Genomic DNA, 24,308 nt, shown 5'->3' on the forward strand with positions numbered 1-24,308 from the left:
ATGCTCGTGTTCGTCGCCCGCCGACTGGCAGCCGCCCTCGGCACGCTGCTGCTCTCCTCCGTACTGGTCTTCCTCGCCCTGCAGGCCCTGCCCGGCGACGTCGCCACGCAGATCCTCGGCAAGGACGCCACGCCGGACGCGGTGGCCGCCCTCCGCAAGCAGCTGGGGCTCGACCGGCCCGCCTGGGAACGCTACTTCGACTGGATCAAGGGGGCCGTGCACGGTGACTTCGGCACCTCGCTGGTCTCCCAGAAGCCCGTGGGGAGCGAAGTCGCCCAGTACCTCGGCAACTCCGCGCTCATCGCCGTCGTCACCATCCTGTTCGCGGTGACCGGCTCCCTCGTCCTCGGCGTCCTGGCCGGCCTGTACCGCGACCGCTGGGCCGACCACCTGATCTCGACCGCCGGCCTGGTCGGCATGAGCGTCCCCGAGTTCGTGGTCGCCACCGTGCTGGTGCTGTGCTTCTCGGTCGCGCTGCCCTGGTTCCCCGCCGTCGTCCTGTACGGCCCCGACGCGAGCGTCGGCCAACTCCTGCCCGCCGTCTGGCTTCCCGCCCTCGCCCTCGCCATCGTCATGGCGGCCTACATCGTCCGCATGGCCCGCACATCGGTGATCGACGTGATGGCGAGCGAGTACGTCACCACGGCCCGGCTCAAGGGACTGTCCACCTGGCGGGTCGTCACCCGGCACGCCCTCCCGAGCGCCCTGCTGCCCACCCTGCACGTGATCGCCCTGAACGTGGCCTGGCTGGTGGGCGGTGTCGCCGTCGTCGAGAACGTCTTCAACTACCCCGGCATCGGCAAGCTGATGCTCACCTCCGTGCAGAACCGCGACCTGCCCGTCGTCCAGGCCGTCGCGCTGATCAGCGCCGTCGTCTACGTCGTCTGCAACCTCGCCGCCGACCTCGGCGCCATGGCCCTCAACCCCAAGCTCCGTACGCGCGGGAGGACTTGATGACCACCCTCGACACACCACCGGTGACCCTGGCGGCAGCGCCGGGACGCGCATCCCGCGCCTGGCGCACCCTGCGCTCCTCCCGCACGGCCCTCGCCGGTCTCGCCGTCGTCGGCATCCACACCCTGATCGCCCTGATCGCTCCGCTGCTCACCTCGTACGACCCCATCGCCAACGACCCCTCCCACGCGCTCCTCGGACCGAGCTGGTCGCACTGGGCCGGCACCGACCAGTACGGCCGGGACGTCCTCACCCGGGTGCTGTACGGCGGCCGGTACGCGCTCGGCGTGTCCGTCGTCGCCACCCTCATCGCCCTCGCCCTGGGCACCGCGATCGGCTGTGCGGCGGCGCTGCGCGGCGGCTGGTTCGACGACGTCCTGGGCCGCGTCCTCGACGCGGTGCTCTCGGTGCCGGCCGTCCTCGCGCTGCTCGTCGTCGTGACCGCGCTCGGCACCGGCCCCGCGGTCATCGTGATCGCCGTCGCCGTGGTGTTCGTGCCCCAGGTCGTACGGGTGGTGCGCGGCGCGGCGCTCGCCGTCGTACCCAACGACTACGTGACCGCTGCCCGCGCCCGCGGCGAGCGCACCTGGTCGATCCTGTGGCGGGAGGTTCTGCCCAACATCGTCGACGTGGTGTGCGTGGAGTTCGCCATGCGGGCCTCCTGGGTCGTGCTGCTGATCTCCTCGCTGTCCTTCCTCGGCTTCGGCGCCGACCCGCCGACCCCCGACTGGGGGCTCATGGTCGCGGAGAACCGCACCGCCATCACCGTCGTCCCGATGGCGAGCCTCGCACCGATCATCGCCCTGGCCACGCTCGTGGTCGGGCTCAACCTCGCGGCCGACGGCCTGTCCAAGGCCTGGGGCGTCGACCGGATCAGGGAGGGTTCCTGATGACCTCTGCCGCTGTGGTGTCCGTCAACTCCCTCTGCGTGTCCTACCGTTCGGGCGGTCGTGACGTGCCCGTCGTGCAGGACGTGTCCTTCGAGGTCGCCGAGGGCCGCACGCTCGCCCTCGTCGGCGAGTCCGGCAGCGGCAAGTCGACCGTCGCGGCCACCCTGCTCGGCCACCTGCGGCACGGCTCGCGCCTGGACGGCGGGACCGTGCGGGTCGACGGCCTCGACGTATTCGCCCTGCCTCCAAGGGGGTTGCGGCGCCTGCGTGGTGGAACCGTGGCGATGGTCGCGCAGAACGCCGGGCACGCGCTCACCCCGTCCATGCGCGTGGGACGGCAGATCGCGGAGGCGGGCGGTGCCGTGTCCGTCCTCGATCTGCTGGAGCAGGTACGGCTGCCACGCCCCGCCGACCTCGCCCGCCGCTACCCGCACGAACTCTCCGGCGGCCAGCAGCAACGCGTCGCCATCGCCATGGCCCTCGCGGCCCGCCCCAAGGTCCTCGTCCTCGACGAGCCCACGACCGGTCTGGACGTCGTCACCCAGCGCGGCATCCTCGACCTCGTCACCGCCCTGCGCGACGAACTCGGCCTGGCCGCCGTGCTGGTGAGCCACGACCTCGGGGTCGTCGCCCGGATGGCCGATGAGGTGAGCGTGCTGCGTGCGGGCCGGGTCGTGGAGGCGGCGCCCACGCGAACCCTCTTCCTGGGAGCCCAACACTCCTACACCAAGCGGCTGTTGGCGAGCGTGCCGCGCCTGACCGACGACGGGCTCGCCCTCGTGGGTGACGACGGTGAGCGCGAGGTCCGCGCCAGAGCCGTGGTGGCGGCGGACGCTCCGGTGGCGGTCTCGGCCGCGGATGTCACCGTCGACTACGGGTCGGCGCGTGCCGTCCACGGCGTCTCCTTCGACGTCCGCCGCGGCGAGATCGTCGCCCTGGTGGGGGAGTCCGGCAGCGGGAAGTCCACCCTCGCCTGGTCCCTCGCCGGTCTGCGCGCTCCCTCCGGCGGGACGATGACCCACGGTTCCGGTGATCTGGCCAAGCCCGCACGCCGACGACCGACAGCCCTACGGCGGCTGGTGCAGCTGGTGTTCCAGAACGCCGACACCTCCCTCAACCCGCGCCGCACGGTCGGCGACGCGATCCGCCGCCCCCTGCGCTTCTTCGGTACCGCCCCCGACCGGCAGACGGCCGCCGCACGCGCCCTCGACCTCGTGCGGGACGTACGCCTCGACCCGTCGCTCGCCGCCCGGCTGCCCGCCCAGCTCTCCGGCGGCCAACGTCAACGGATCGGTATCGCACGGGCGTTGGCGGGCGAGCCGGACGTGCTGATCGCCGACGAGATCACCACCGCCCTGGACGTCTCCGTGCAGGCCGAGGTGCTGCGGCTGCTCGACGACCTGCGCCGGGAGAGGCAGTTGGCCTGTCTGTTCATCAGCCACGACCTGGCCGTCGTACGGGGGATCGCCGACCGCGTGCTCGTGCTGCGCCAGGGCGTGGTGGTGGAGGAGGGCCCCACCGAGGCCGTCTTCGCCGACCCGGCCCACCCCTACACCCGCGAACTGATGGCGGCCGCGCTCGAACCCGATCCCGACGCCGAGCCGTTCGTGGCCAAGGTGCCCGACTGGATCGACGCCGCCGAACCCGGCGACCTGTGGGCCGACCACGGCGACGGCCACCGGGCTCGCCGCTGGCACCCGGCCGACGCCCCTCTCCCCGAAGGAGTTTCGTGAAGTACCGAGAGCGGTTCGAGCGGCAGGTCGTGCGCGAGGACGTCTGGATCCCCACCCGCGACGGCAGGGTCCGCCTGCACGCCCGTATCTGGCGCCCCGCCGACGCCGAGGCCGACCCGGTGCCCGCGCTGCTCGAATACCTCCCGTACCGCAAGAGCGACTGGACCGCCCCGCGCGACGCCCAGCGCCACCCCTGGTACGCGGGCCACGGCTACGCCTCCGTCCGCGTGGACATCCGTGGCCACGGCGACAGTGAGGGCGTACCGGGCGACGAGTACGACGCCCAGGAGCTGGCGGACGGCGTCGACGTCGTCAACTGGCTGGCCGCGCAGCCCTGGTGCACCGGCAAGGTCGGCATGTTCGGCATCTCCTGGGGCGGCTTCAACTCCCTCCAGATCGCCGCCCTGGCCCCCGAACCCCTCAAGGCGATCGTCACCGTCTGCTCCACGGACGACCGCTACGACAACGACGTGCACTACACCGGCGGCGCCGTCCTCGGCATCGACATGCTGGCCTGGGCCGGCACCATGCTCGCCTTCGCCGCCCGCCCGCCCGACCCGGCGAACGTCGGCGCCGACCGCTGGCTGCCGATGTGGCGCGAACGCCTCGACGCCCTCGAACCGTTCCTGCACACCTGGCTGGCCCACCAGCAGCGCGACGACTACTGGCGGCACGGCAGCGTCTGCGAGGACTACGGCGCGATCGGCGCGGCCGTCCTCGCGGTGGGCGGCTGGAACGACCCGTACCGCGACACGGTGCTGCGGCTGGTGGAACACCTTCCCGCCGACCGGGTACGGGGGGTGATCGGCCCCTGGTCCCACCAGTACCCGGACCGCGGGCTTCCGCCCGGCCCGGCGATCGGCTTCCTCCAGGAAACCCTGCGCTGGTGGGACCACTGGCTGAAGGGCGCGGACACCGGGGTCATGCGGGAGCCGCTCCTGCGCGCCTGGGTCAACGATCCGGTCCCGCCCGCCACTTCGTACGACGTCATGCCGGGCCGTTGGGTCGGCGACACGAACTGGCCCTCGCCACGCGTGACGTGGCAGGAGCGCCCGCTGGCTGCGGAGGGCGCACCGGACCTCGTCGTCCGCTCTCCGCAGCACACCGGCATCGACGCCGGCCGTTTCTTCCCCTTCGGCAACGCGAGCGACCTGCCGCCGGACCAGCGGGAGGAGGACGGCCGTTCGGTGTGCCTCGACTCGGCGCCCCTGACCGAACGCGTCGAGATCCTCGGCCGCCCTCGGGTCCGGCTCCGCCTGGACAGCGCCACTCCGCGCGCCCATGTGATCGCCCGCCTCTGCGACGTGGCCCCCGACGGCTCGTCCACCCTCGTCACCCGGGGCGTGCTCAACCTGCTCGCCCGGCACGGACGGGACAAGGCCGTCGCATGGACGCCGGGGAGCTTCGAGGACGTCGAGTTCGAGCTGAGCGCCGTCGGGTACGCCTTCCCGCCCGGCCACCGCATCCGGGTCGCCGTGTCCGACACGTACTGGCCCTGGGTATGGCCGCACGGCGAGCGCGGGAAGCTGACCCTGCTGCCCGCGCACAGCGCCCTCCTGCTGCCGGTGCGGACGGCCGGCGAAGAGCCGCCGATCCGCTTCGAGGAACCCGAACAGGCGATACCGCTTCCGGTGACGTACGACGTCCCGAGCGAGCCGGGTCCCGAACGGCTGGTCAGCCACGACGTGGCGGCGGGGGAGTGGACCCTGGAGGTCGACCCGCGCTACGGCGGCTCCCGCACCTACCCCGACGGCCTGCGATACGAGGAGAGCGCCCGGGAGACGTACCGTATCCGCGGCGACGACCCGCTGTCGGCCTCGGCCGTCTCGGCGTGGACGATCCGGCTCAGCCGCGGCGAGGAATGGGACGCCGAGGTCGTCGCACGGACGGAACTGCGGGCCACGGCGTCGGAGTTCGTCATGGACAGTCACCTTGAGGCACGGGCGAACGGAGAGACAGTGGCCAAGCGCGCATGGCACCGCACCACCCCGAGGACGTCGGGATGAAGGGGGAGGATGTCGGGACGAAGGCCGAGAAGAGCCCGCGCCGCGCCGTGGCCGCAGCAGACCGCACCCGGCAGCCCACCGAGGTGCGCCGCCGACTCATCGTCGAGGCGGCTGTTCCGCTGATCGCGGAGCGCGGGTACGCCTCGGTCGGAGTCCGGGAGGTCGCCGCCGCGGCCGGGGTGTCGGTCGGCACGGTCACCTACCACTTCGGCAGCGTCCAGGAGATCCTCTCCGAGGCGATGGTGCTGCAGATCGAGCGGTACTACACCGCCCTCAGCGAGGCCGCCGACCGGGCGACCAGCGGCGGGGAGGGACTGCGGCTCCTCGTCGACGCGCTGTTCACCGAGGACACCGACCGCCACTGGCGGATGTGGTTCGAGTACTGGAACGTCGGCGAGCACCATCCCGATCCGGCGTTCTCCCGCGGCCAGGACCGACGCTACGAGAGTTGGTACCAACAGATCCGGACACTGGCCGAACGAGGCCTCGCCGACGGTGAGTTCACCTGCGAAGACCTGGACGGCTTCACGGCCCGCTTCGCCGCCCTCGCCGACGGCCTGGCCCTGCAACGGCTGCGGCAGGCTCCGCCGCTGACCACACAGGACGCGCGCCGCCATCTGAACCACTTGATCGACACGGAACTGCGCCGACGGAACTGAGCCCGAACCTGGCATCGCGCCGGATCGAGAGTACGGTGGGTGATCCCGCGGCTGTCGGCTCGTGCCTCGGGTGAGGGGGCTCCTGACCGCCCAGTGATCAAGGAGGGCCGGATGAGTCCACGTTCCGGCGACGGGCCCGCCGTCTCCCGTCAGGAGTTCGACGCACTCTTCGATGCGGTCCGCACATGGGGTCGCTGGTCCCCGGCCGACCGCGGCGCCTTCAACCGGGTCACCCCGGACCACGTGCTGCGGGCCGCGGCGCGGGTGCGGACGGGCACGGTCGTCCCGCTGGGGTTGCCCTGGAACACCCGGCCGGGCCCCGACAACCAAAAGCCCGCGCTGCACCACATGACCGATCTCGGTGACGTGGAGGCGCCGGAACCCTCCACCCACAAAGACTTCATCGCCGCCGACTACCACGGCAAGGGCATCACCCATCTCGACGCGCTGTGCCACATCGCCTATCGGGGGCAGCTCTACGACGGCCGCACGGCACACGAGGTCGTCGATGCCGCGGGCGCCCGCTTCGGCGCGGTGTCGACGCTCGGATCCCTCGTCACGAGGGGAGTGCTCCTCGACCTGCCCGCCGTCCTCGGGATCCGCTGGTTGGAGCCGGGGCGAGCGGTGCACGCGAGGGACATCGTCGGTGCGGAGAAGGCGCTCGATGTGACGATCGGCGATGGCGACGCGGTACTGCTGCGCTCCGGACACGTTCGGCGCCGCGAGGAACTCGGCGCCTGGGACCCCGACACGGCCAGCGCGGGCTTTCATGTGGACGCCCTTCCGTTGCTGGCCGAGCGTGGCATCGCGCTGCTGGGCGGAGACGGCGACAGTGACGTACGGCCCTCACCCGTGGACGGCGTGCACTCGCCGGTCCACGCCCTGGCTGTGGCCGCGATGGGGATGCCCCTGCTGGACAACCTCGACCTGGAAGCGCTGTCCGCCGCGACCGCGACGGCGGGGCGCTACGACTTCATGCTCGTCGTGGCGCCACTGAACATCCCGGGCGGGACGGGCTCGCCCGTCAACCCGGTCGCGGTCCTGTGACGCCGATCCGGTCCGGTCACCGAGTGTGAGGGGCCTTGTGAACGGTGACTCGCGCCTCCAATACCCGTATCCTCTTACATATCGGGCATTTCGGAAGGGTTGACTGTCGACAGCGCGAGTGAGGCGGAGCGTGGTTCGGGCGGGCGAAGATCCGATATCGGCGGGGCGTGCGCCAGGCTGCACGGGGCCCGCCAGTTTCCGTGAGCGATTCCTGCAGGGTGAGCCGGTCGAGACGGGCGTGCGCACGTCGATCCTGAATTCCTGGCGGCGCTGCCGGACCCTGGGGCTGTCGCCGGACCAGGCCGACCTTCCCTTCCGGGAGGACTTCGAACCGGACGGACGGATCGTCCGCGCGGCCGTTCCGGTGCTCGACCGGCTGCAGGCCACGTTCGCCGGCAGCGCGATGAACATCTCCGTCGCCGATGCGAGCGGGACGGTGCTCCTGCGCCGTTTCGGAGAAGCGTCGCTGGCCAGAGTTCTCCCGGCCTTCCAGATCGTCCCCGGGTTCGTGTTCGCCGAGAAGGTCGCAGGTACCAACGGCATCGGTCTCGCCCTGGCCGAGCGCCAACCCATCCGGGTCTACGGCGCCGAGCACTTCGCCGAGCGCTCCCAGGGCAGTGCCTGCCGCGCGGTTCCCGTCCGCGACCCGCTCAGCGGCCGCATCGAGGGCGTCCTGTGCTTCGGCTATCCGCGCAGCGCCGAGGACCCGGCGCTGGACACCGTGATACGCAAGGCGGCCGAGGCCATCGAGCGGCGGCTGCTGGGGCAGAGTTCCTCGCGTGAGCGCGCTCTGCTGCGGGCGTACCTGGACAGCGGAGCCGAGACCGCCGCAGGTTTTCGGCACCGCGTAGGGGTGCGGGAACTGGCCGTGGAGATGAGCCCCCGCGACCGGGCGATCCTCATGGAGAAGGCCGCCGAGCTGATCGCCTGCGCGCAGCGGGCCTGTGTCGACGTACCCCTGCCCGACGGCCGTCGGGTCACGCTCGTGAGTCGGCCGATGACCAGTGCCTGCGGAGTGGAGGGCTTCGCCATCGAGGCCGTTGTCCCCGGTCCCTCACCGTGCGAGCCCCTCGCCTTGCCGCATCAGGTCCACAAGCCGCTGGGCCTGTCCGCAGAGCTTGCCGCCGCCACCTCCCTCACGTTCTCCGGGGCCGTTCCCGACGTGGGGCCCGGGCGGCTCCACGTCATCGGTACGGAGCACGGCCCTGTCGCCGTGGGCGTCGAGCGCGTCACGGTCGGCGACGGCACGACGCACGAGCACTCCGACTCCCCGCCCCCGGCGAGAGGGCTCATGATGGTGGGGGAGCCGCACGTGGGGACCTACGCCCTGGCCGCGCGCCGCCGTCTGGAACTGTTGTCCGAGGCCGGCGTCCGCATAGGCACCACCCTGGATGTGCGCACTACCGCCAGGGAGCTCGCCGAGTCGGCGGTGCCGCAACTGGCCGACTTCGTCACCATCGACCTGCCGGAAGCCGTGCTGCGCGGCGAGGAGCCCGCCGATCCCCGCAGTGACCTACGCCGTACGGTGGTCCACGGCATCCATGACGACTGTCCCTTCCAGCCGGCCGGCAAGCAGGTCGAGTACGGTCCGACGATGCCGCAGTCGCGGTGTCTGACGAGCGGCCAGGCGGTGCTGGAACCGGACCTGAAGGCTGCCGCGGGCTGGTTCGTACAGGACCCTGACCACTCCGTACAGCTGCTGAGCCACGTCCACTCCCTCATCGCGGTGCCCCTGGTCGCCCGCGGCGTGGTGCTGGGCGTGGCCGGCTTCTACCGCGCGCAGGGCTTGCCACCGTTCGGGGACGACGACCGGTCGCTGGCCCAGGAACTGGCCGCCCGTGCCGCACTGTCGATCGACAACGCCCGGCGCTACACGCGCGAACGCGCCACGGTCCTGGCCCTGCAGCGCAGCCTGCTCCCGCACGGTGTGCCGGATCAGGACGCCGTCGAGGTCGCCCATCGCTACCTGCCCGCCGAATCCGACGTGGGAGGGGACTGGTACGACGTCATACCCCTGTCCGGCAGCCGCATCGGGCTCTTCGTCGGCGACGTCGTCGGCCATGGCATGCTCTCCGCCGCCACCATGGGGCGGCTGCGCACGGCCGCCCGCAGTTTCGCCGAACTCGACTTCCCCCCGGACGAGGTCCTCACCCACCTCGACAAACTTGTGGGACGCCTGGACCGGGAGGACCCCGGCGCCGTGGACGCAGGCATCATCGGCGCGACCTGTCTCTACGCCATCTACGACCCGACCACACAGCAGTGCACCATGGCCCGCGCCGGCCATCCCCCGCCCGCGCTGGTCCGCCCCGACGGCACCGCGTGGTTCCCCGACCTGCCCGCCGGACCGCCGCTCGGCCTCGGCGGTCTGCCGTTCGAAGCTGCCGAGCTCGACCTCCCTGAGAACAGCCAGCTGGTCCTCTACACCGACGGGCTCATCGAGGACCGTCACCGCGACGTCGACGAGGTCCTCGATCAGCTGCGCGCCACGCTGGCCCAAGCGAACGGCACGCCCGACGAGACCTGCGAGGCGGTACTCGACACGGTGGCCCCCGCCCACCCCTGCGACGACATCGCCCTCCTCGTCGCCCGCACCCACGCCCTGGACCCCCAGCGGATCGCCACCTGGAACCTGCCCGCGGATCCGGCCCTGGTCAGCGAGGTGCGCGCCTCCGCCACCCGGCGACTGGCCGACTGGGGACTGGACGGGGCCGCGTTCGCCGTCGAACTGGTGCTCAGCGAGCTGGTCACGAACGCCATCCGCCACGGCGCAGGGCCCATCCGGGTACGGCTGCTCCACGACCGCACCCTGATCTGCGAGGTCTCCGACACCAGCAACACCGCCCCGCACCTGCGCCGAGCGGCCAGCACCGACGAGGGCGGCCGCGGCCTGTTCCTCGTCGCGCAGCTGACGCAGAGCTGGGGCACGCGCTACACCCAGCAGGGCAAGGTCATCTGGGCCGAATGCGGGCTTGAGGGGGCCTGAGGCGCCGGCCCCGGCGATTCGCTGCTCCGTCGGGGCGACAGAGAGCGGCACATGTCCCAAAATATGTGACATGTGCCGCTAATGTCGCTGATGCGCATACGGGAAGAACACGACAGGTCCAACCCCGGAGAGGTCCGTGCACGAGGCCCACGACACCTCTGCGCATGCGGTGCCGCCCTTCGGGGCGGAACCTCTGGTCCGTGTCCGCGGGCTTGCCAAGCGATTCGGGGGAACCGTCGCGCTCGCCGGGGTCGACCTCGATGTCCACGCCGGCAGCGTCCTCGCCCTTCTTGGTCCCAACGGAGCCGGGAAGTCCACGCTCATCAAGGTGCTCGCCGGCGTCCACCACGCCGACTCGGGGCAGGTCACCGTGGCCGGGCACCCGCTCGGGAGTCACGCCGCTTCCCGGCACATGTCCTTCATCCATCAGGACCTCGGCCTGGTGGAGTGGATGACGGTGGCCGAGAACATCGCTCTGAGCACCGGGTATCCGCGCCGCGCCGGACTGATCTCCTGGCGGCTCACCCGAGAACACTGCACCGAGGCCCTGCGGGTCGTCGCCGGACATCTCGACCCCGACACGCCGATCTCCTGCCTCGCCCCGGCCGAGCGTTCGCTCGTCGCCGTCGCACGGGCCCTGGCGGCACGGGCGAGGCTCATCGTCCTCGACGAACCGACCGCCCGCCTGCCCGCCGCGGACTGCACCCGGCTGTTCCGGGTGCTGCACACCCTGCGCGACCGGGGGCACGGCATCCTCTACGTCAGCCATCGCCTGGACGAGGTGTACGAGGTCGCCGACACCTTCGCCGTGCTGCGCGACGGACGCCTGGTCAGCCATGGCTCGCCGGCCAGCCACACTCCTGCCCGCCTGGTGCGCGCCATCACCGGCGAGGGGCCGACCGATCACCGCCCCGCCACCACTCCGGCCGGCGGCCCGGCCGTCCTGACCCTGGACGGGGTGCGCACCCCCGACGCGGGACCGGTCAGTCTGGAGCTCCGGCAGGGGGAAGTCCTCGGCCTGGTCGGCCTCACGGGCGCCGGACACATGGACCTCGCCCGAGCCCTCGCGGGCGCCCGGCCCCTCCTCGGCGGACGAGCCCTTCTCGGCGGTCGCCCGTACCATCCCCGTACGGTCGCGGACGCCGTCGGACGGGGTGTCGCCCTCGTCCCCGGTGACAGACAGCGGGAGGGTTGCCTCGCCGAGCTGACCGTACGGGAGAACCTCCTGGCCAACCCCCGGGCGGGAGGCATGTCGGCGCTGAGCTGGATCAGCCCCCGCCGCGAACGCGCCGAGGCCGGCACCTTGATCGAACGGTTCTCGGTGCGTCCCGACGACAGCGAGGCCGCCATCGCCACCCTGTCCGGGGGAAACCAGCAGAAGGTCATGATCGGCCGGTGGTTGCGGCCGGCCCTGCGCCTGCTGATCCTCGAGGAACCGACGGCGAGCGTGGACATCGGTGCCAAAGCCGCGATCCACCGCCTGCTCGACGAGGCGCTCGCCGCCGGCCTCGCGGTCCTCCTCATCTCCAGCGACTTCGAGGAGGTCGCGGGCGTGTGCCGGCGCGCCCTGGTCTTCGTCCGCGGATCCGTGACGACCGAGCTGACCGGCCCGGCCCTCACGGTCACCGAGCTCACGCGGGCGGCTTCGGCCCTGCCCTCCTCCGGAACCGCGGCGAATCCGTGACCGGCTCCCCCTCTCCGGCTGCGCCCCCGCCACGGCCCCCTCGCCCGGGACCACCGAGGCGACTCGCCCGACTGCACGGCCGTAGCGGGCAGCTCATCGGCGCCTACGGCCTCCTGACCCTCACCGCCCTGCTCTTCCTGATCTTCTCCCTCACCCTGCCGCGTACCTTTCCCACCCGGGACACCGTCGACTCGATCCTGTCCAACCAGTCGATCCCGGCCGTCCTGGCACTCGCCGCGATGGTCCCCATCGTGACCGGCGCGTTCGACCTCTCCATCGGATACGGTCTCGGCCTGGCGCACGTCATGGTGATGCAGCTCGTCGTGGGCGACGGGTGGCCCTGGCCGCTCGCCTGCCTCACGGTGATCGCCGGAGGGGGTGTCGTGGGCGTCCTCAACGGTGTCGTCGTCGAATTCGGACGGATCGATTCGTTCATCGCCACGCTCGGAACCGGCAGCATGATGTACGCGGTGACCGGATGGGTCACCGGCGGCGGCCGGATCGTCCCCGGCCCGCAAGGCCTCCCGGCCGCCTTCACCGGCATCTACGACTCGACGATCGTCGGCCTGCCGGTTCCCGCCTTTTACGTGCTCGCCCTCACGGTCGCCCTCTGGGTGGTTCTGGAGCGGCTGCCACTCGGCAGATACCTGTACGTCATCGGGTCGAACCCGCGCGCCGCCGACCTGGTCGGCATCCCGACCCGCAAGTACACCGTCTACGCCTTCGCCGCGTCGGGACTGATCGTCGGCTTCGACGGAGTGCTGCTCGCGGCCCAGCAGCAGATCGGCAATCCCAGCGTCGGCCTCGACTACCTGCTGCCCGCGTTCGCCGGGGCCATCCTCGGCTCCACCGCCATCAAACCGGGGCGCCCCAACGCCCTGGGCACCCTCGTCGCCGTCGCCGTCCTCGCCGTCGGCCTCACCGGCATCGCCCAGATGGGCGGCGATTTCTGGACGGTCCCGTTGTTCTACGGCGGCACCCTGCTCGTCGCCGTCGGACTGGCCGGCTACTCCGCTCGTCGCCGACTGCGCACCGGTGCGGTCGTCGCCCGCGATTCGCCCGCCGTGACAGAGGGCGACGGCACGCCGGGCAGCCCTCCATGACCCACGCCGCGGGCACCGCCGAAGTGCCCGGGCGGCGTTCTCCGCAAGGAGCTTCCGTGCACCGCAACCGCAACACCCCCGCCGTCCGCAGGGCGCGGTCCACTGCCGCCGCCCTGATGGTCGCGGTCTTCGTGCTGGCCGGCTGTGAACGCGGCCCGTCGAGCGGCCCGGCGCACTCGACCTCGGGTCCGAGCGGCTGCCCCGCGGCCCAGACCAGGGCCCAGGCCGCCGTCGGCCGGGCGGAGCGGACCGACATCCCCTGGAACGGGCCGACCAGCGGTCCCGCCGCGGTGGCCGGCAAGACCCTCGTCTACGTCGCCCAGACCATGACCAATCCCGGAGTCGCGGGCGCCGCGGACGGAGTGCGGAAAGCCGCGCGCGTCATCGGCTGGCATGTCCGGGTGATCGATGGTGGCGGAACCCCCGCCGGCATCCAGGCGGCGATGAGCGAGGCCGTGGACGTCAGACCCTCGGGGATCGTCATCGGGGGCTTCGACCCGGGCTCGACCTCGCAGCAGGTGGCGCGTGCCAACGCGGCAGGCATCCCGCTCATCGGCTGGCACGCGGTCGCTTCCCCCGGCCCCAGCCGGCGCCCCAGGCTCTTCACCAACGTCACCACCAGAGTCGAGGACGTGGCCAGAGCCAGTGCGCAGTGGGTCATCTCGAGCTCCGACGGCACAGCCGGGGCCGTGGTCTTCACCGATGCCTCGGTCCCCTTCGCCAAGTACAAGTCCGATCTGATCAGGAAGGAGCTGGCCACCTGCGCGGGGGTAAAGCTGCTGGCGTACGAGAACATCCCGATCCCGGATGCCGGCAGCCGCATGCCCCGGGAGATCTCCTCGCTGCTTTCCCGCTTCCAGGAGAGATGGACCCACTCCGTCGCCATCAACGACCTGTACTTCGCCGATGCCGGCCCGGCGTTCCGCGCGGCCGGCAAGAAAGGTTCCGGCCCGCCCTTCAACATCGGCGCCGGCGACGGCGACCCCTCCGCCTTCCAGCGCATCAACGGCGAGCAGTACCAGACAGCCACCGTCCCAGAGCCGCTGTCCCTGCAGGGCTGGCAGATCGTCGACGAGTTCAATCGCGCCTTCTCAGGCCGGCCGGCCAGCGGGTATGTGCCCCCCGTCCACATCAGTACGGCCGACAACAGCCACGGCGCGACGACCTGGGATCCGGCGGGCTACCGGGAGGCGTACCGGAAGATCTGGGGCACGTGACCGTGGCGGCAGGACCGGTCAACGTGGCGGGGCGTACTTGGTGAGCAGGAGCGCGATGTCATCCGCCCTGTCGGGGGAAGCGTGGCAGGCATCCCGCAGCAGCCCGTCGGCCAGATCGTCCAGGCCACCCCCGCCGAGCCGGGCCAGCGACCCCCGCAGGCGCTCGACGTCGGAGCCGATGTCCGAGTCGCGCCGTTCGATCAACCCGTCCGTATAGAGGGCCAGGACCGACCCGGGAGCGAGACGCAGCTCCGACTCCGGAAAGCGTGCCGTCGCGTCGATGCCGAGCAGTGGGCCGCCGGGCACATCCAGGACCTTGGTGCGCCCGTCGGGCAGGCGCAGCAGGGGCGGGAGATGGCCCGCGCGGACGATGCGCACGATCCCCGAGCGGGGATGGAACCGGGCGTAGCAGCAACTGGCGAGGAGCACCGGGTCGAGGTCCATGTGGAGGCGGTTGGTGCCGGCGGCGACGTCGCTCGGTCGGTGGCCGGCGGCGACGAATGCCCGCATGGCGCTGCGCAGTTGGCCCATGGCGGCCGCGGCGGGGACGTTGTGCCCCTCGACGTCCCCGACGATCAGTGCCACTTCGTCGCCGGTGGGGATGACGTCGTACCAGTCGCCGCCGATGTCCATCCCCCTGGTGCCCGGAAGATAACGCCCGGTGACGTGCAGCCCCGGCACAGTGGGCAGCCGGTGCGGCAGCAGCGCGTCCTGCAGGCCGCGGGCGAGGGCGAACTCGGCGTCGTAGAGTCTGGCGCGTTCCAGCGCCTGGCCGATCAGGCCGCCCAGCGCGGTGAGGACTCCGCGCTCCTCGTCGGGGAACCGGTGGATGTCGTCGAAGCCGAGAATGCAGGCGCCGACCGGGTGGTTCGAGGCGATCAGCGGCAGGAACGCCCAGGAGTTGGTGTGACCCACCATGAGCCCGGGGTAGCTCTCGCGGAGCTGCTCCCGGGATTCGATGAACAGCGGGACCCCGGAGGTCAGCGCGTCCGTCACGGGCAGCCGGGCGTGCAGCGGGGTACCTTCGAACCGGGCGAGAAAGCGTTTCGAGTAGCCGCGCTGAGCGAGCAGGTGCAGGCGCTGTTCCTCCACCACGGCGATCGCCAGCTCCTGTCCGCCGAAGGTCGGCAGCAGCTGTTCGGCGACGGCATCGAACACCTCGTCCGCGGTGGCCGCCTCGGTGAGGGCGCTGCCCAGTGCGAGCACCCGGTAGAGGGAACCCACGCGGGGGGCCGTGGGCGCGGGCGCCGAGGAGAAGGGCGGTCCCTCCTCGGTGACCGGTGCACCGGGTCCGGTGCCGGCCGGTACGGGCTGCCGCACTCGTGAGGCCCACCCCGTCATGCCCTGAGCGCCCGGGTGGAGGGAGAAGACCAGCCACTCGTCCGGGGGGCGGCGGACCAGGAAGGAGACCGGTTGCTGGGAGACGACGGCGGCCCGGTAGCGGTCCTCGTACACGGGATCGGCCAGCCAAGGCAGGATGTCCCAGGGGCGCCGGCCGATCAGTTCGTCCTGGCGGACCCGCAGCAGATCCTCCAGGCTGTGGTTGGCGTAGGCGAGGCGCCCGTCGGGAGAGAGCGCGAAGAAACCGTCCGCGAGCCGCTCGATCGCCGCCACGGCGGCCATGCCGCTCCCGGAGTCCAGCACCGCGCCGACCAGATGGCAGGAGGCCTCCGAGTCGTCGCGGCTCTCCGGTACCCGGCCCCACAGCTCGACGACGCGGTGTCCACCACGCCCGTCCAGGATGCGTAGGCGGTAGGCCAGTAGGTGTCCCTCCTCGGCCGCGGCCCGGGCGGCGGACCCGAAACCGGGCAGATCCGCCGGCTCGATGCAGGCCGCCAGTGTGGCCGCCCGACCGTCGAACACGCGGGGCGCAATCCCGAAGATCGCGCACAGCTCGTCGTCGGCAGTGAGGGCTCCGGTGTCGAGGTTCCAGTCGAACAGGCCCACCCGGATCGCCGGAGCGGACGGCAGCGGGACCAGTATCGGAGCCGTCCGCTCGTCGTACTCACCGAGCGTGCCGCGGGCCCGCAGCCCGGCGAGGGCGGTGCCCAGCCGGTCGGCGGCGGAGCGCAACCGCCCGCGCTGCGCCCGCGACAGTCCGGTCCCGTCCGGCCTGGGCGTCCACACCACGGCGATGGCGCCGAAGGTCCGCCCGCCCGCCCGTACGGGGACCGATGCAGAGCCGAACGGGTAGGGCAGGGCGATCGAGAGCTGGGGGAAGCGCCGCATCGTCTCCTCCGCGCCGGCCAGGTGGACCATGCGCCCGGAGCGGCACGCCTCCGCCACCGGCATACGGCTGTTGACCGGGATCCGACGCCACCCGCTGAGCAGGGAGGGCGGTGTCCCGCAGGACGCGGCCACGACGAGCGAGCGATGGTCGCCGGAGAGCAGGAACACACTTCCGGTATGTGCTCCGGTGACCTCCACGGCCTGGACCACGGCCCTCACCATCGCGTCGTCGCGCTCGCGCGCTTCCCCGACACCCGCGGCGCCGAGCGGGTACGAGTTCGATGCCATGCGGTTGACCGACACGCTGCCCTCGATCATCCATGGAGTACTTTTCCCAGTTTATGGTCATTCGCGCCTCTCTGTGGATGGATGTCGGGCCGGTACGGGCGAGCCGGTTCTGCCCCCACAGGCCAGATGGAGCGGGGGAACGTTCGCCAGGGTGTCCGCTCATGAGCGAGAGCGAGTCGGCCGCCCCAGCGGAAGCTCCTCTCGCGAACTCTGTTGCCCGCCCCGGACGGGTCCCGATCACCGATGCGCGCGTCCTGGGAGCCTTCGCACACCCCCTGCGCCTGTGCCTGCTCCACCACCTCATGCGTACGGGGCCGGACACCGCGAGCCGCTGTGCGGAGGCGGTCGACGACTCGGACTCCAACTGCAGCTACCGCCTTCGCCTCCTCCACCGGTACGGACTCGTGGAGCGTGTCGAGGCGGAGGACGGCGCCGACGCCCGGGACCGGGGCGTGGCGATCGTCGGGGCCGAGCTGAGCGGACTCACCCGTCGGGTGCGGTACTTCCTCGCGGCTTCGGCTTGCTCGAAGAGCCGTGGCAGCGGGCGGCGGTGTTCGACTCCTCCGCACACACCCGCTCGCCGGACGAACTCGTCCACCTGACCTCGGTGATCGACCTCTTGGTACGCCCGTACATCATTGCCAACCGCCGGGACGTGCCGCCCGACGCGGCCGAGATCAGCTTCGGCGTCCAGGCGTTCCGCCGGCCCAAGGAGCAGCGTCGACCCCATCGGGTGAGGACGAGGGGCAAGCCGTTGCGACGCTCAGACGCCGGCCGCCCGGAGCCCGCCCCGACGGGTGGTCTCAACGCGTGTCGTCGCGAAGGGCCTTGTCGATCTCGCCCAGTGCAGCGGTCAGCTGGGTGTAGTCGTCGGCCGTCAGCGGCTTGACGAAATACTGCTCCACCACCTGCGCGTGGACCGCCGCCGCCCGCAGGAACGCCGTACGACCTTCGGGGGTCGGTTCCACCAGGGCCACCCGCCGGTCCTCGGCGGACGGTACGCGGCGGACCAGGCCGGCGTCCTCCATGCGGTCGATCAGACGGGTGGTGCCGCTGCTGGTGAGAGTGAGATCGTCGGCCAGCTGCCGCTGGGAGATCTCCTCGCCGGGGCGGCGGCAGAGACGTATCAACACCTCCAGCATGGTGTGGCTGATCCCGCACTCCCGCCGCAGCGCACTGTCGATGCGCTGTTCCAGGCGCGTGGCAGATTTGATCAGCAGACCGAAGTCCCGCACGAGCCGGCTGTTGGCGGCGCGGGCGGCGACTTCGTCGCCGGGCTGCGGTGTCGGGTTCATCACCGCCCGATTTTACTGTCTCCTCACCTACTGCTGTCTCAATCGCTGACTAGTCAATTGCTGACTGCTCAGCTAAATTCGGGGGTGGGCTCACACCGCGAGCGAGAGGGAGATTTATATGGACCTGCAGTACTGGCTCGGCCGAGCCACCCACGCGATACAGTCCTGGGCCGACACCTTCGGTCCCCACCAGCCCCACGCGTCTCTGCAGGTGGACGACGACCGCTTCGCCTCGGTCTTCGCGGGGTTCACCGAGAGGCTGACGGACAACTACCCCTTCTTCCACCCCCGCTACGCGGGCCAGATGCTCAAGCCCCCGCACCCCGCAGCGGTGGTCGGCTACCTCACCGCCATGCTGATCAACCCCAACAACCACGCCCTGGACGGCGGCCCCGCCACCGCCGCGATGGAACGCGAGGTCGTCGCGCAGCTCGCCGCGATGTTCGGCTACGACACCCACCTCGGCCACCTCACCACCAGTGGCACGATCGCCAACCTCGAAGCCCTCTTCGTCGCCCGCGAACTGCACCCCGGCCGCGGCATCGCCCACAGCGCCGACGCCCACTACACCCATGGCCGCATGTGTCACGTCCTGGGCATGACGAGCCATCCCGTGCGCACCGACAGCCAGGGGCGGATGGACCTCGAAGCGCTGCAGGACGTCCTGCGCACCGGGCAGGTGGGCACCGTCGTCCTCACCACCGGCAGCACCGGACTGGGTGCCGTCGACCCCGTCCACGAGATCCTGCCTCTCGCCGAGCGGTACGGCGTCCGCGTCCACGTCGACGCCGCGTACGGCGGCTTCTTCACGCTCCTGGCCGGAGCCGACGGGATCGAGGGGCTGCCGCCGGAGCCCTGGCGGGCCGTCGCACGGGCCGACTCGGTCGTCGTCGACCCCCACAAACACGGCCTGCAGCCCTACGGCTGCGGAGCCGTCCTCTTCCGCGACCCCGAGGTGGGCCGCTTCTACCTTCACGACTCGCCGTACACCTACTTCACCTCCGCCGAGCTGCACCTCGGCGAGATCAGCCTGGAATGCTCCCGCGCCGGCGCCTCCGCGGCGGCCCTCTGGCTCACCTTCCAGCTCCTGCCGCCCACCCCCGAAGGCCTCGGCCAGGTCCTGGCGGCCGGCCGCCGAGCAGCTCTGAAGTGGGCGGATCTGATAGAGACCTCAGACCTTCTGGAGCTCTACCAGCAGCCCCAGTTGGACATCGTCACCTACTTCCCCGCCGTCGATCCCGCGACCCTCGGCGGCATCGACGCGGCCTCCGCACGCATCCTGGCGGACGGCATGACGGCGCCCGATCCCGTGTACGTCAGCACCCTCAAAGCCGACCGAGAGGCGTTCACCGCCCGCCATCCCAAGATCACAGCAGACGCCGACGGCGCCCGTATCCTCCGCAGCGTCCTGATGAAGCCGGAGTCCGAACACCACGTCGAGGACCTGCACCACCGGCTCGAGCAGCTGGCCCGGACCTGCTGAGCGCATCCGCTCGCACCCGCACGATCACGGGCACGGCACCGCCGCCGCGGGGCCGACACGGAAGACGGCATCCGGCTGGTCATCCATGCCCGCGCCGACCCGGCGAACGCGACGGCCACCGCGCTGACGGCGGCAGCATGACCCGTGTGACCTGGCGTTCCAGAGTGGCCGGACAATACGGGTGAATCAGTCGAGACGGGGCACTTGGTCGGCATGGCACATCCCGCGCCGGCAACCGGATCCCTTGGAATACCCACGTTCTCGTCCCTGCACGAGCTGGCCGGACTGGTCGCTGCCCGGCGGGGACTGTACGTCCGCTGGTCAGTGGGGCCCGAGGAGGACCTGGCCGCCTCGTCCAGCACGGACGACCTCACCGGCGTCTCACTGCCCGGACTGTCCGCGAACCCGCTCGACATCGAGGACTGGTGGGGCGATCGGCCCACGCACATCTGGGTCGCCCGAAGGCTGTACGACTACTCCCACCTGCCGCGGGTCAGGGACGGCCGAATTCGCCCCTGGGCGCTGGCGGCCAAGGAGACCGGCCGCGGGCCCGACAACGAGCCGCTGGTGACCGATGTGCAGCCGCTGGGATGGATCAGCCCGCAAGTGATCACCGAGGCCGACACGATCGTCACACGGCAGCAGGGCTCCTGGGGCCCGCTGAACCGGGACAGCGCCGTCGAGGGCTGACGGGATCGATCCGGCGAGGACTCGTCACCGGCCTCACCGACGAGTACCCGGAGGCCGTCCATCCCTGCCCCCCCGGGCAGGCGCCCCTGTCCAGCGGGACTGCGGAGAGCCCGGTGACACCTTGGGCACGGCCTCTGGCGGCCCCCGCCCGATAGTGCGACGGTGCCGGCCAGTGCGGCGGCCTGCACGGTGAGGGGCGGCTGGGCGGGCCGGGATGTGGTCGGTCCGTCCGTCGGCGGGCCTCTCGGGTGCCGACGAAGCTGCTACGCGCGCACGCCCAGGCATCCACGAGGCCGTGGGTCAGGACCGGAATTCGGGTGCGCGGGCGCGAGTTGATGCCGGCGGCGAGGATGACGGGCAGCGGGCCGTCCAGAGCGGGATCCGAGAGCAGGCCAGCTGGCGGCGCTGCGGTCGGCGTGCCAGTCGAGACAGGCCGTCACCCCATGCAGCGTGCCGTGCCCGCGGGATGGCCGGAGGTGACGCCGAGCACCATCGACGGGTCTTTGGCCGGTACGGGGCCATCCGTGCCATCGGGCAGCTGATCGCGCCGCTGGTCCAGAACGGGCCGACGGCCGAGGACCGCCTGCAGGCCGAGCCGCGCGGCAACTCCGCGGCCTGGCCGGTGTCTTGCGCCACCCATGTCTCCTGCAGGCACACAATGGCCGGCCGTGGTCCGTCCGGCGTCTCCGCGAGCCGTGGCGCGTGCTCCCGCCGCTGCTCCCTCCCTTGCACCGACGTTGCACACCGGCCTCACACGTCTCAGTACTAGTCTGATCTTCGAATGCACTTGAACAGCTTTTCGAAGCACGGCACATGGGAAAGGTGACCCGCGATGTCGCTGAGCCCCGGCGATCCGGAGTCCATAGGCGGCTATGCGCTGCTCGACCGGCTCGGTAGTGGCGGCATGGGGATCGTCTATCTGGGGCGCTCGGACTCGGGACGTCAGGTCGCGGTCAAGGTCGTGCACGCGCCGTATGCGCAGGACGAGGAGTTCCGGACGCGCTTCAGGCAGGAGGTCGCCGCGGCCCGCCGGGTGAGCGGCGCGTTCACCGCGCCGGTGGTGGACGCCGATCCGGACGCCGAACGGCCGTGGATGGCGACGCTCTACATCCCTGGCCGCACGCTGTCGGACACCGTGGCCAAGGACGGCCCGCTGCGCGGACGGGCGTTGCGTGTGCTCGCGCTGGGTCTCGTCGAGGCGTTGCGGGACATCCACCGGGTGGGCATGGTGCACCGCGATCTGAAGCCCAGCAACGTCCTGATGGCCGAGGACGGACCCCGCGTCATCGACTTCGGCATCTCGTACGCCGTCGACAACGAGGCCCTCACCATGACCGGCCGGCTGATCGGTACCCCGCCCTTCATGTCTCCGGAGCAGTTCGCCGCGCCGCGTGAGGTCACCGCGGCCTCGGACGTCTTCTCGCTGGGCTCGGTGCTGGTGTACGCGGCCACCGGAAACCGCCCGTTCGACGGCAGCAGCCCGTACTTGACGGGCTATCAGGTGATGTACGAGGCCCCGGACCTCAACGGCGTCGCCGAACCCCTCCGGGGCATCGCCGAGCGTTGCCTGGACAAGAACCCGGCCGCCCGGCCAGGCCTCGACGAACTCCACCGTATGCTCCGGGAGTTGCCGGACTCCGACGTACCGCCGGTCGTGCCGGCCGCACCGGGAGTGCCCGACTCCGCGGAAGCCGACCGCCGGGCCTCCCGCACCCACCCCTTCGCTCCGGGCCCGCCCGCAGGCGAGGGGAGGACGGAAGGGGTCGGAACCCGGACCGGTCACGGACGCCGGCGGCGTGTGCTCATCGGCATCGCCGCCGCCCTGGCGGTCACCGGAGTGAGCATCGCGGCGGTGAGATTCGGGTCGCACCACGACGACGCCTCCCCGTCTGCGGGTTCAAAGGAGTCTGCCGCCACGGTGACCCTGCCGCCGAAGCATGTGCGGTGGGACTACCAGATCGGCGGCGCGTACCCCCTGGCGGCCGGTGCTCGGGTTGTGAGCCGCGACCACGACAGCGAGCCCGCGCCGGGCGTCTACAACATCTGCAACATCGACGCTTTCCAGGCACAGAAGGGCGAGGAGCGGGACTGGAACTCCGGCCTGCTGCTGCGTGACGCCAAGGCCGACATCGTCTACGACAAGGACGGCGGCGAGGCGGTTCTGGACATCCGCACGGCGGCCAAGCGGCAGCGCATCGCGGCCAAGCTGAACGGCTGGATCGACGAGTGCGCGGCCAAGGGGTACAAGGCCGTGGAGCCCGACAACTACGACGTCTTCACGCGCTTCCCGGAGTACCTCAAGGCCGGCGAGGCCGAGGCGTTGATGAAGCTGCTGTCCGCCCACGCCCACGCCAAGGGCCTGGCCGTCGCCCAGAAGAACACCGCGGAGCTCCTGTCCGACCGTGCGTCCGTGGACCTGGACTTCGCCGTGGCCGAGGAGTGCGCCGAGTGGAACGAATGCGGAGAGTTCGCAGAGGCATACGGCGACAACGTGCTCGTGGTCGAGTACACGGCGAAGGGCATGGCGAAAGCGTGCACCAACTGGGGCAGCACCCTGAGCATCGTCCGCCGTGACGAGTCGGTTGTGCCCAAGGGCGCGAGCGGCTACGTGCACCAGACCTGCTGACGCCCGGTCGTCGCAGGTGAACTGCCTTGCGTTTTTGTGGAATTGTGGTTTGCACTTTGCCTGTGCTTGCGTTGCCCGCTGGGCCGCCCCGACCTAGCCTCACCTGCGAAGCCGTGGGAAGGGCAGGCATGCTGAAGACCGTCCGCGAGCAGGCATCGGGTCTCACGAAAGACCAGCGCAATGCTTTTGTCGCCGCCTACCTGGGCTGGGCGATGGACGCCTTCGACTACTTCCTGGTGGTCCTCGTCTACAGCGAGATCGCCGACGACTTCCATGTCTCCCTCACCGACATGGCCTTCCTCACCACCGCCACCCTGGTGATGCGCCCGGTGGGTGCCCTGCTCTTCGGCATGTGGGCGGACCGCAAGGGCCGACGGCTCCCGCTGATGGTCGACGTCTGCTTCTACTCGGTCGTCGGGTTCGCCTGCGCCTTCGCGCCCAACTACGCCGTGCTGCTGGTGCTGCGTCTGCTCTACGGCATCGGTATGGGCGGCGAGTGGGGTCTGGGCGCGGCGCTGGCCATGGAGAAGATCCCGGCCGAGCGGCGCGGTTTCTGGTCGGGGCTGCTGCAGAGCGGCTACTCGCTGGGATATCTGCTCGCCGCGGTGGCGTTCTTCGGCATCGAACCGGCCTTCGGCTGGCGGGGGTTGTTCGCCTTCAGCCTGGTCCCCGCCCTCGTCGCGCTGTGGGTGCGGACCCGGGTGGAGGAGAGCGAGGTGTGGGAGAAGAGCGTGGCGCTCAACCGCACCCCTGCCTACCAGGTGTTCAAGAACCCGGCGGTGCTCAAGCGCTTCGTCTATCTGGTCGCGCTGATGACCGCCTTCAACTGGATGTCGCACGGCACCCAGGACGTCTACCCGACCTTCGTCAAGAAGGGCCTGGGCCTGTCCCCGGACACCGCGATCTCCATCGCCGTGGTCTACAACATCGGCGCCATCATCGGAGGCATGGTGCTCGGCGCCTACTCCGAGAGGCTGGGCCGCCGTCGCACCATCATGGTCGCGGCCGCCGCGGGCCTGGCCGTGGTGCCCTTCTTCGTGCTGTCCACCGCCGTGGGCTGGCTGATGCTCTCCTCCTTCCTGATGCAGGTGTGCGTGCAGGGTGCCTGGGGTGTCATCCCCGCGCATCTGACCGAGATGAGCCCGGATGCCATCCGGGGCTTCTACCCGGGTGTCACCTACCAGTTGGGGAACCTGATCGCCGCCCTCAACCTGCCGATCCAGGAGGCCATCGCGAAGCGGCACGGCTATCCCGCGGCGATGTCGTGGACCGTGGTGCCCGCCCTGGCGGTGGTGATCGTCCTGAGCGCCGTCGGCAAGGAGGCCAAGGGCATTCGGTTCGGCAGCACCGGTACGCATGCCCCGAGCACGGCAACGGCCGACACCGCCTAGCGGAACACCGATCGACGCGCCCACGGC

At 71.2% G+C, this 24,308-nt stretch carries 18 protein-coding genes; 15 read left to right on the forward strand and 3 right to left on the reverse strand.

What is annotated here, in order from left to right:
• The 10 genes from ACFY1U_RS19555 (at window position 1) to ACFY1U_RS19600 (ending at window position 14,279) form a co-directional block, all read left to right on the forward strand.
• Entirely contained in the window at window positions 1-954 is a 954-nt protein-coding gene (locus ACFY1U_RS19555) for an ABC transporter permease (protein WP_390695359.1), read from the forward strand.
• Window positions 954-1,844, forward strand: a complete 891-nt coding sequence (locus ACFY1U_RS19560; RefSeq protein WP_390695360.1) for an ABC transporter permease — start codon at window positions 954-956, stop codon at window positions 1,842-1,844. The genes ACFY1U_RS19555 and ACFY1U_RS19560 overlap by 1 nt, the downstream gene beginning before the upstream one ends.
• Window positions 1,844-3,577: a dipeptide ABC transporter ATP-binding protein gene (locus ACFY1U_RS19565; protein WP_390695361.1), complete on the forward strand. Its 1,734-nt coding sequence runs from the start codon at window positions 1,844-1,846 to the stop codon at window positions 3,575-3,577. Before ACFY1U_RS19560 ends, ACFY1U_RS19565 begins: the two co-directional genes overlap by 1 nt.
• Window positions 3,574-5,583, forward strand: coding sequence for a CocE/NonD family hydrolase (locus ACFY1U_RS19570; RefSeq protein ID WP_390695362.1), 2,010 nt, complete (start codon window positions 3,574-3,576; stop codon window positions 5,581-5,583). Before ACFY1U_RS19565 ends, ACFY1U_RS19570 begins: the two co-directional genes overlap by 4 nt.
• Window positions 5,580-6,242, forward strand: coding sequence for a TetR/AcrR family transcriptional regulator (locus ACFY1U_RS19575; protein ID WP_390695363.1), 663 nt, complete (start codon window positions 5,580-5,582; stop codon window positions 6,240-6,242). The genes ACFY1U_RS19570 and ACFY1U_RS19575 overlap by 4 nt, the downstream gene beginning before the upstream one ends.
• Before the next feature lie 111 nt (window positions 6,243-6,353).
• Window positions 6,354-7,289, forward strand: a complete 936-nt coding sequence (locus ACFY1U_RS19580; protein ID WP_390695364.1) for a cyclase family protein — start codon at window positions 6,354-6,356, stop codon at window positions 7,287-7,289.
• Between the two features lie 130 nt (window positions 7,290-7,419).
• Window positions 7,420-10,275, forward strand: coding sequence for a SpoIIE family protein phosphatase (locus ACFY1U_RS19585; protein WP_390695365.1), 2,856 nt, complete (start codon window positions 7,420-7,422; stop codon window positions 10,273-10,275).
• Window positions 10,276-10,411: 136 nt separating this feature from the next.
• Window positions 10,412-11,959 carry a sugar ABC transporter ATP-binding protein gene (locus ACFY1U_RS19590; protein ID WP_390695366.1) on the forward strand — a complete coding sequence of 516 codons (1,548 nt, stop codon included), beginning with the start codon at window positions 10,412-10,414 and terminating at the stop codon, window positions 11,957-11,959.
• Window positions 11,956-13,062, forward strand: coding sequence for an ABC transporter permease (locus ACFY1U_RS19595; protein ID WP_390695367.1), 1,107 nt, complete (start codon window positions 11,956-11,958; stop codon window positions 13,060-13,062). The genes ACFY1U_RS19590 and ACFY1U_RS19595 overlap by 4 nt, the downstream gene beginning before the upstream one ends.
• 56 nt (window positions 13,063-13,118) lie before the next feature.
• On the forward strand, window positions 13,119-14,279 hold the full coding sequence (locus tag ACFY1U_RS19600) for a substrate-binding domain-containing protein (RefSeq protein WP_390695368.1): 1,161 nt from the start codon (window positions 13,119-13,121) through the stop codon (window positions 14,277-14,279).
• An 18-nt stretch (window positions 14,280-14,297) separates the two neighbouring features.
• Here the strand turns inward: ACFY1U_RS19600 and ACFY1U_RS19605 are convergent, their stop codons facing one another.
• Complete coding sequence (locus ACFY1U_RS19605; protein ID WP_390695369.1) at window positions 14,298-16,796, reverse strand: SpoIIE family protein phosphatase; 2,499 nt, start codon at window positions 16,794-16,796, stop codon at window positions 14,298-14,300.
• Between the two features lie 161 nt (window positions 16,797-16,957).
• Here ACFY1U_RS19605 and ACFY1U_RS19610 point away from each other — a divergent pair, with 161 nt between their 5' ends.
• On the forward strand, window positions 16,958-17,398 hold the full coding sequence (locus ACFY1U_RS19610; protein WP_390695370.1) for a winged helix-turn-helix domain-containing protein: 441 nt from the start codon (window positions 16,958-16,960) through the stop codon (window positions 17,396-17,398).
• Between the two features lie 201 nt (window positions 17,399-17,599).
• Here the strand turns inward: ACFY1U_RS19610 and ACFY1U_RS19615 are convergent, their stop codons facing one another.
• Window positions 17,600-18,091: a MarR family winged helix-turn-helix transcriptional regulator gene (locus tag ACFY1U_RS19615; RefSeq protein WP_390695857.1), complete on the reverse strand. Its 492-nt coding sequence runs from the start codon at window positions 18,089-18,091 to the stop codon at window positions 17,600-17,602.
• Between the two features lie 118 nt (window positions 18,092-18,209).
• Here ACFY1U_RS19615 and ACFY1U_RS19620 point away from each other — a divergent pair, with 118 nt between their 5' ends.
• Complete coding sequence (locus ACFY1U_RS19620) at window positions 18,210-19,574, forward strand: pyridoxal phosphate-dependent decarboxylase family protein (RefSeq protein WP_390695371.1); 1,365 nt, start codon at window positions 18,210-18,212, stop codon at window positions 19,572-19,574.
• Window positions 19,575-19,787: 213 nt separating this feature from the next.
• Window positions 19,788-20,264 carry a DUF6098 family protein gene (locus ACFY1U_RS19625; RefSeq protein ID WP_390695372.1) on the forward strand — a complete coding sequence of 159 codons (477 nt, stop codon included), beginning with the start codon at window positions 19,788-19,790 and terminating at the stop codon, window positions 20,262-20,264.
• 436 nt (window positions 20,265-20,700) lie between these two features.
• Here the strand turns inward: ACFY1U_RS19625 and ACFY1U_RS19630 are convergent, their stop codons facing one another.
• The gene (locus ACFY1U_RS19630; RefSeq protein ID WP_390695373.1) at window positions 20,701-20,904 is read right to left on the reverse strand and encodes a hypothetical protein; all 204 of its coding nucleotides are present in this window, start codon (window positions 20,902-20,904) and stop codon (window positions 20,701-20,703) included.
• Between the two features lie 192 nt (window positions 20,905-21,096).
• Here ACFY1U_RS19630 and ACFY1U_RS19635 point away from each other — a divergent pair, with 192 nt between their 5' ends.
• Together ACFY1U_RS19635 and ACFY1U_RS19640 are read left to right on the forward strand one after the other, a co-directional pair.
• Entirely contained in the window at window positions 21,097-22,890 is a 1,794-nt protein-coding gene (locus ACFY1U_RS19635) for an endo alpha-1,4 polygalactosaminidase (RefSeq protein ID WP_390695374.1), read from the forward strand.
• 128 nt (window positions 22,891-23,018) lie between these two features.
• The gene (locus ACFY1U_RS19640) at window positions 23,019-24,281 is read left to right on the forward strand and encodes an MFS transporter (RefSeq protein ID WP_390695375.1); all 1,263 of its coding nucleotides are present in this window, start codon (window positions 23,019-23,021) and stop codon (window positions 24,279-24,281) included.
• The last annotated feature ends 27 nt before the right edge of the window (window positions 24,282-24,308 follow it).

Source organism: Streptomyces sp. NPDC001351, assembly GCF_042896045.1.
Lineage (GTDB): Bacteria > Actinomycetota > Actinomycetes > Streptomycetales > Streptomycetaceae > Streptomyces.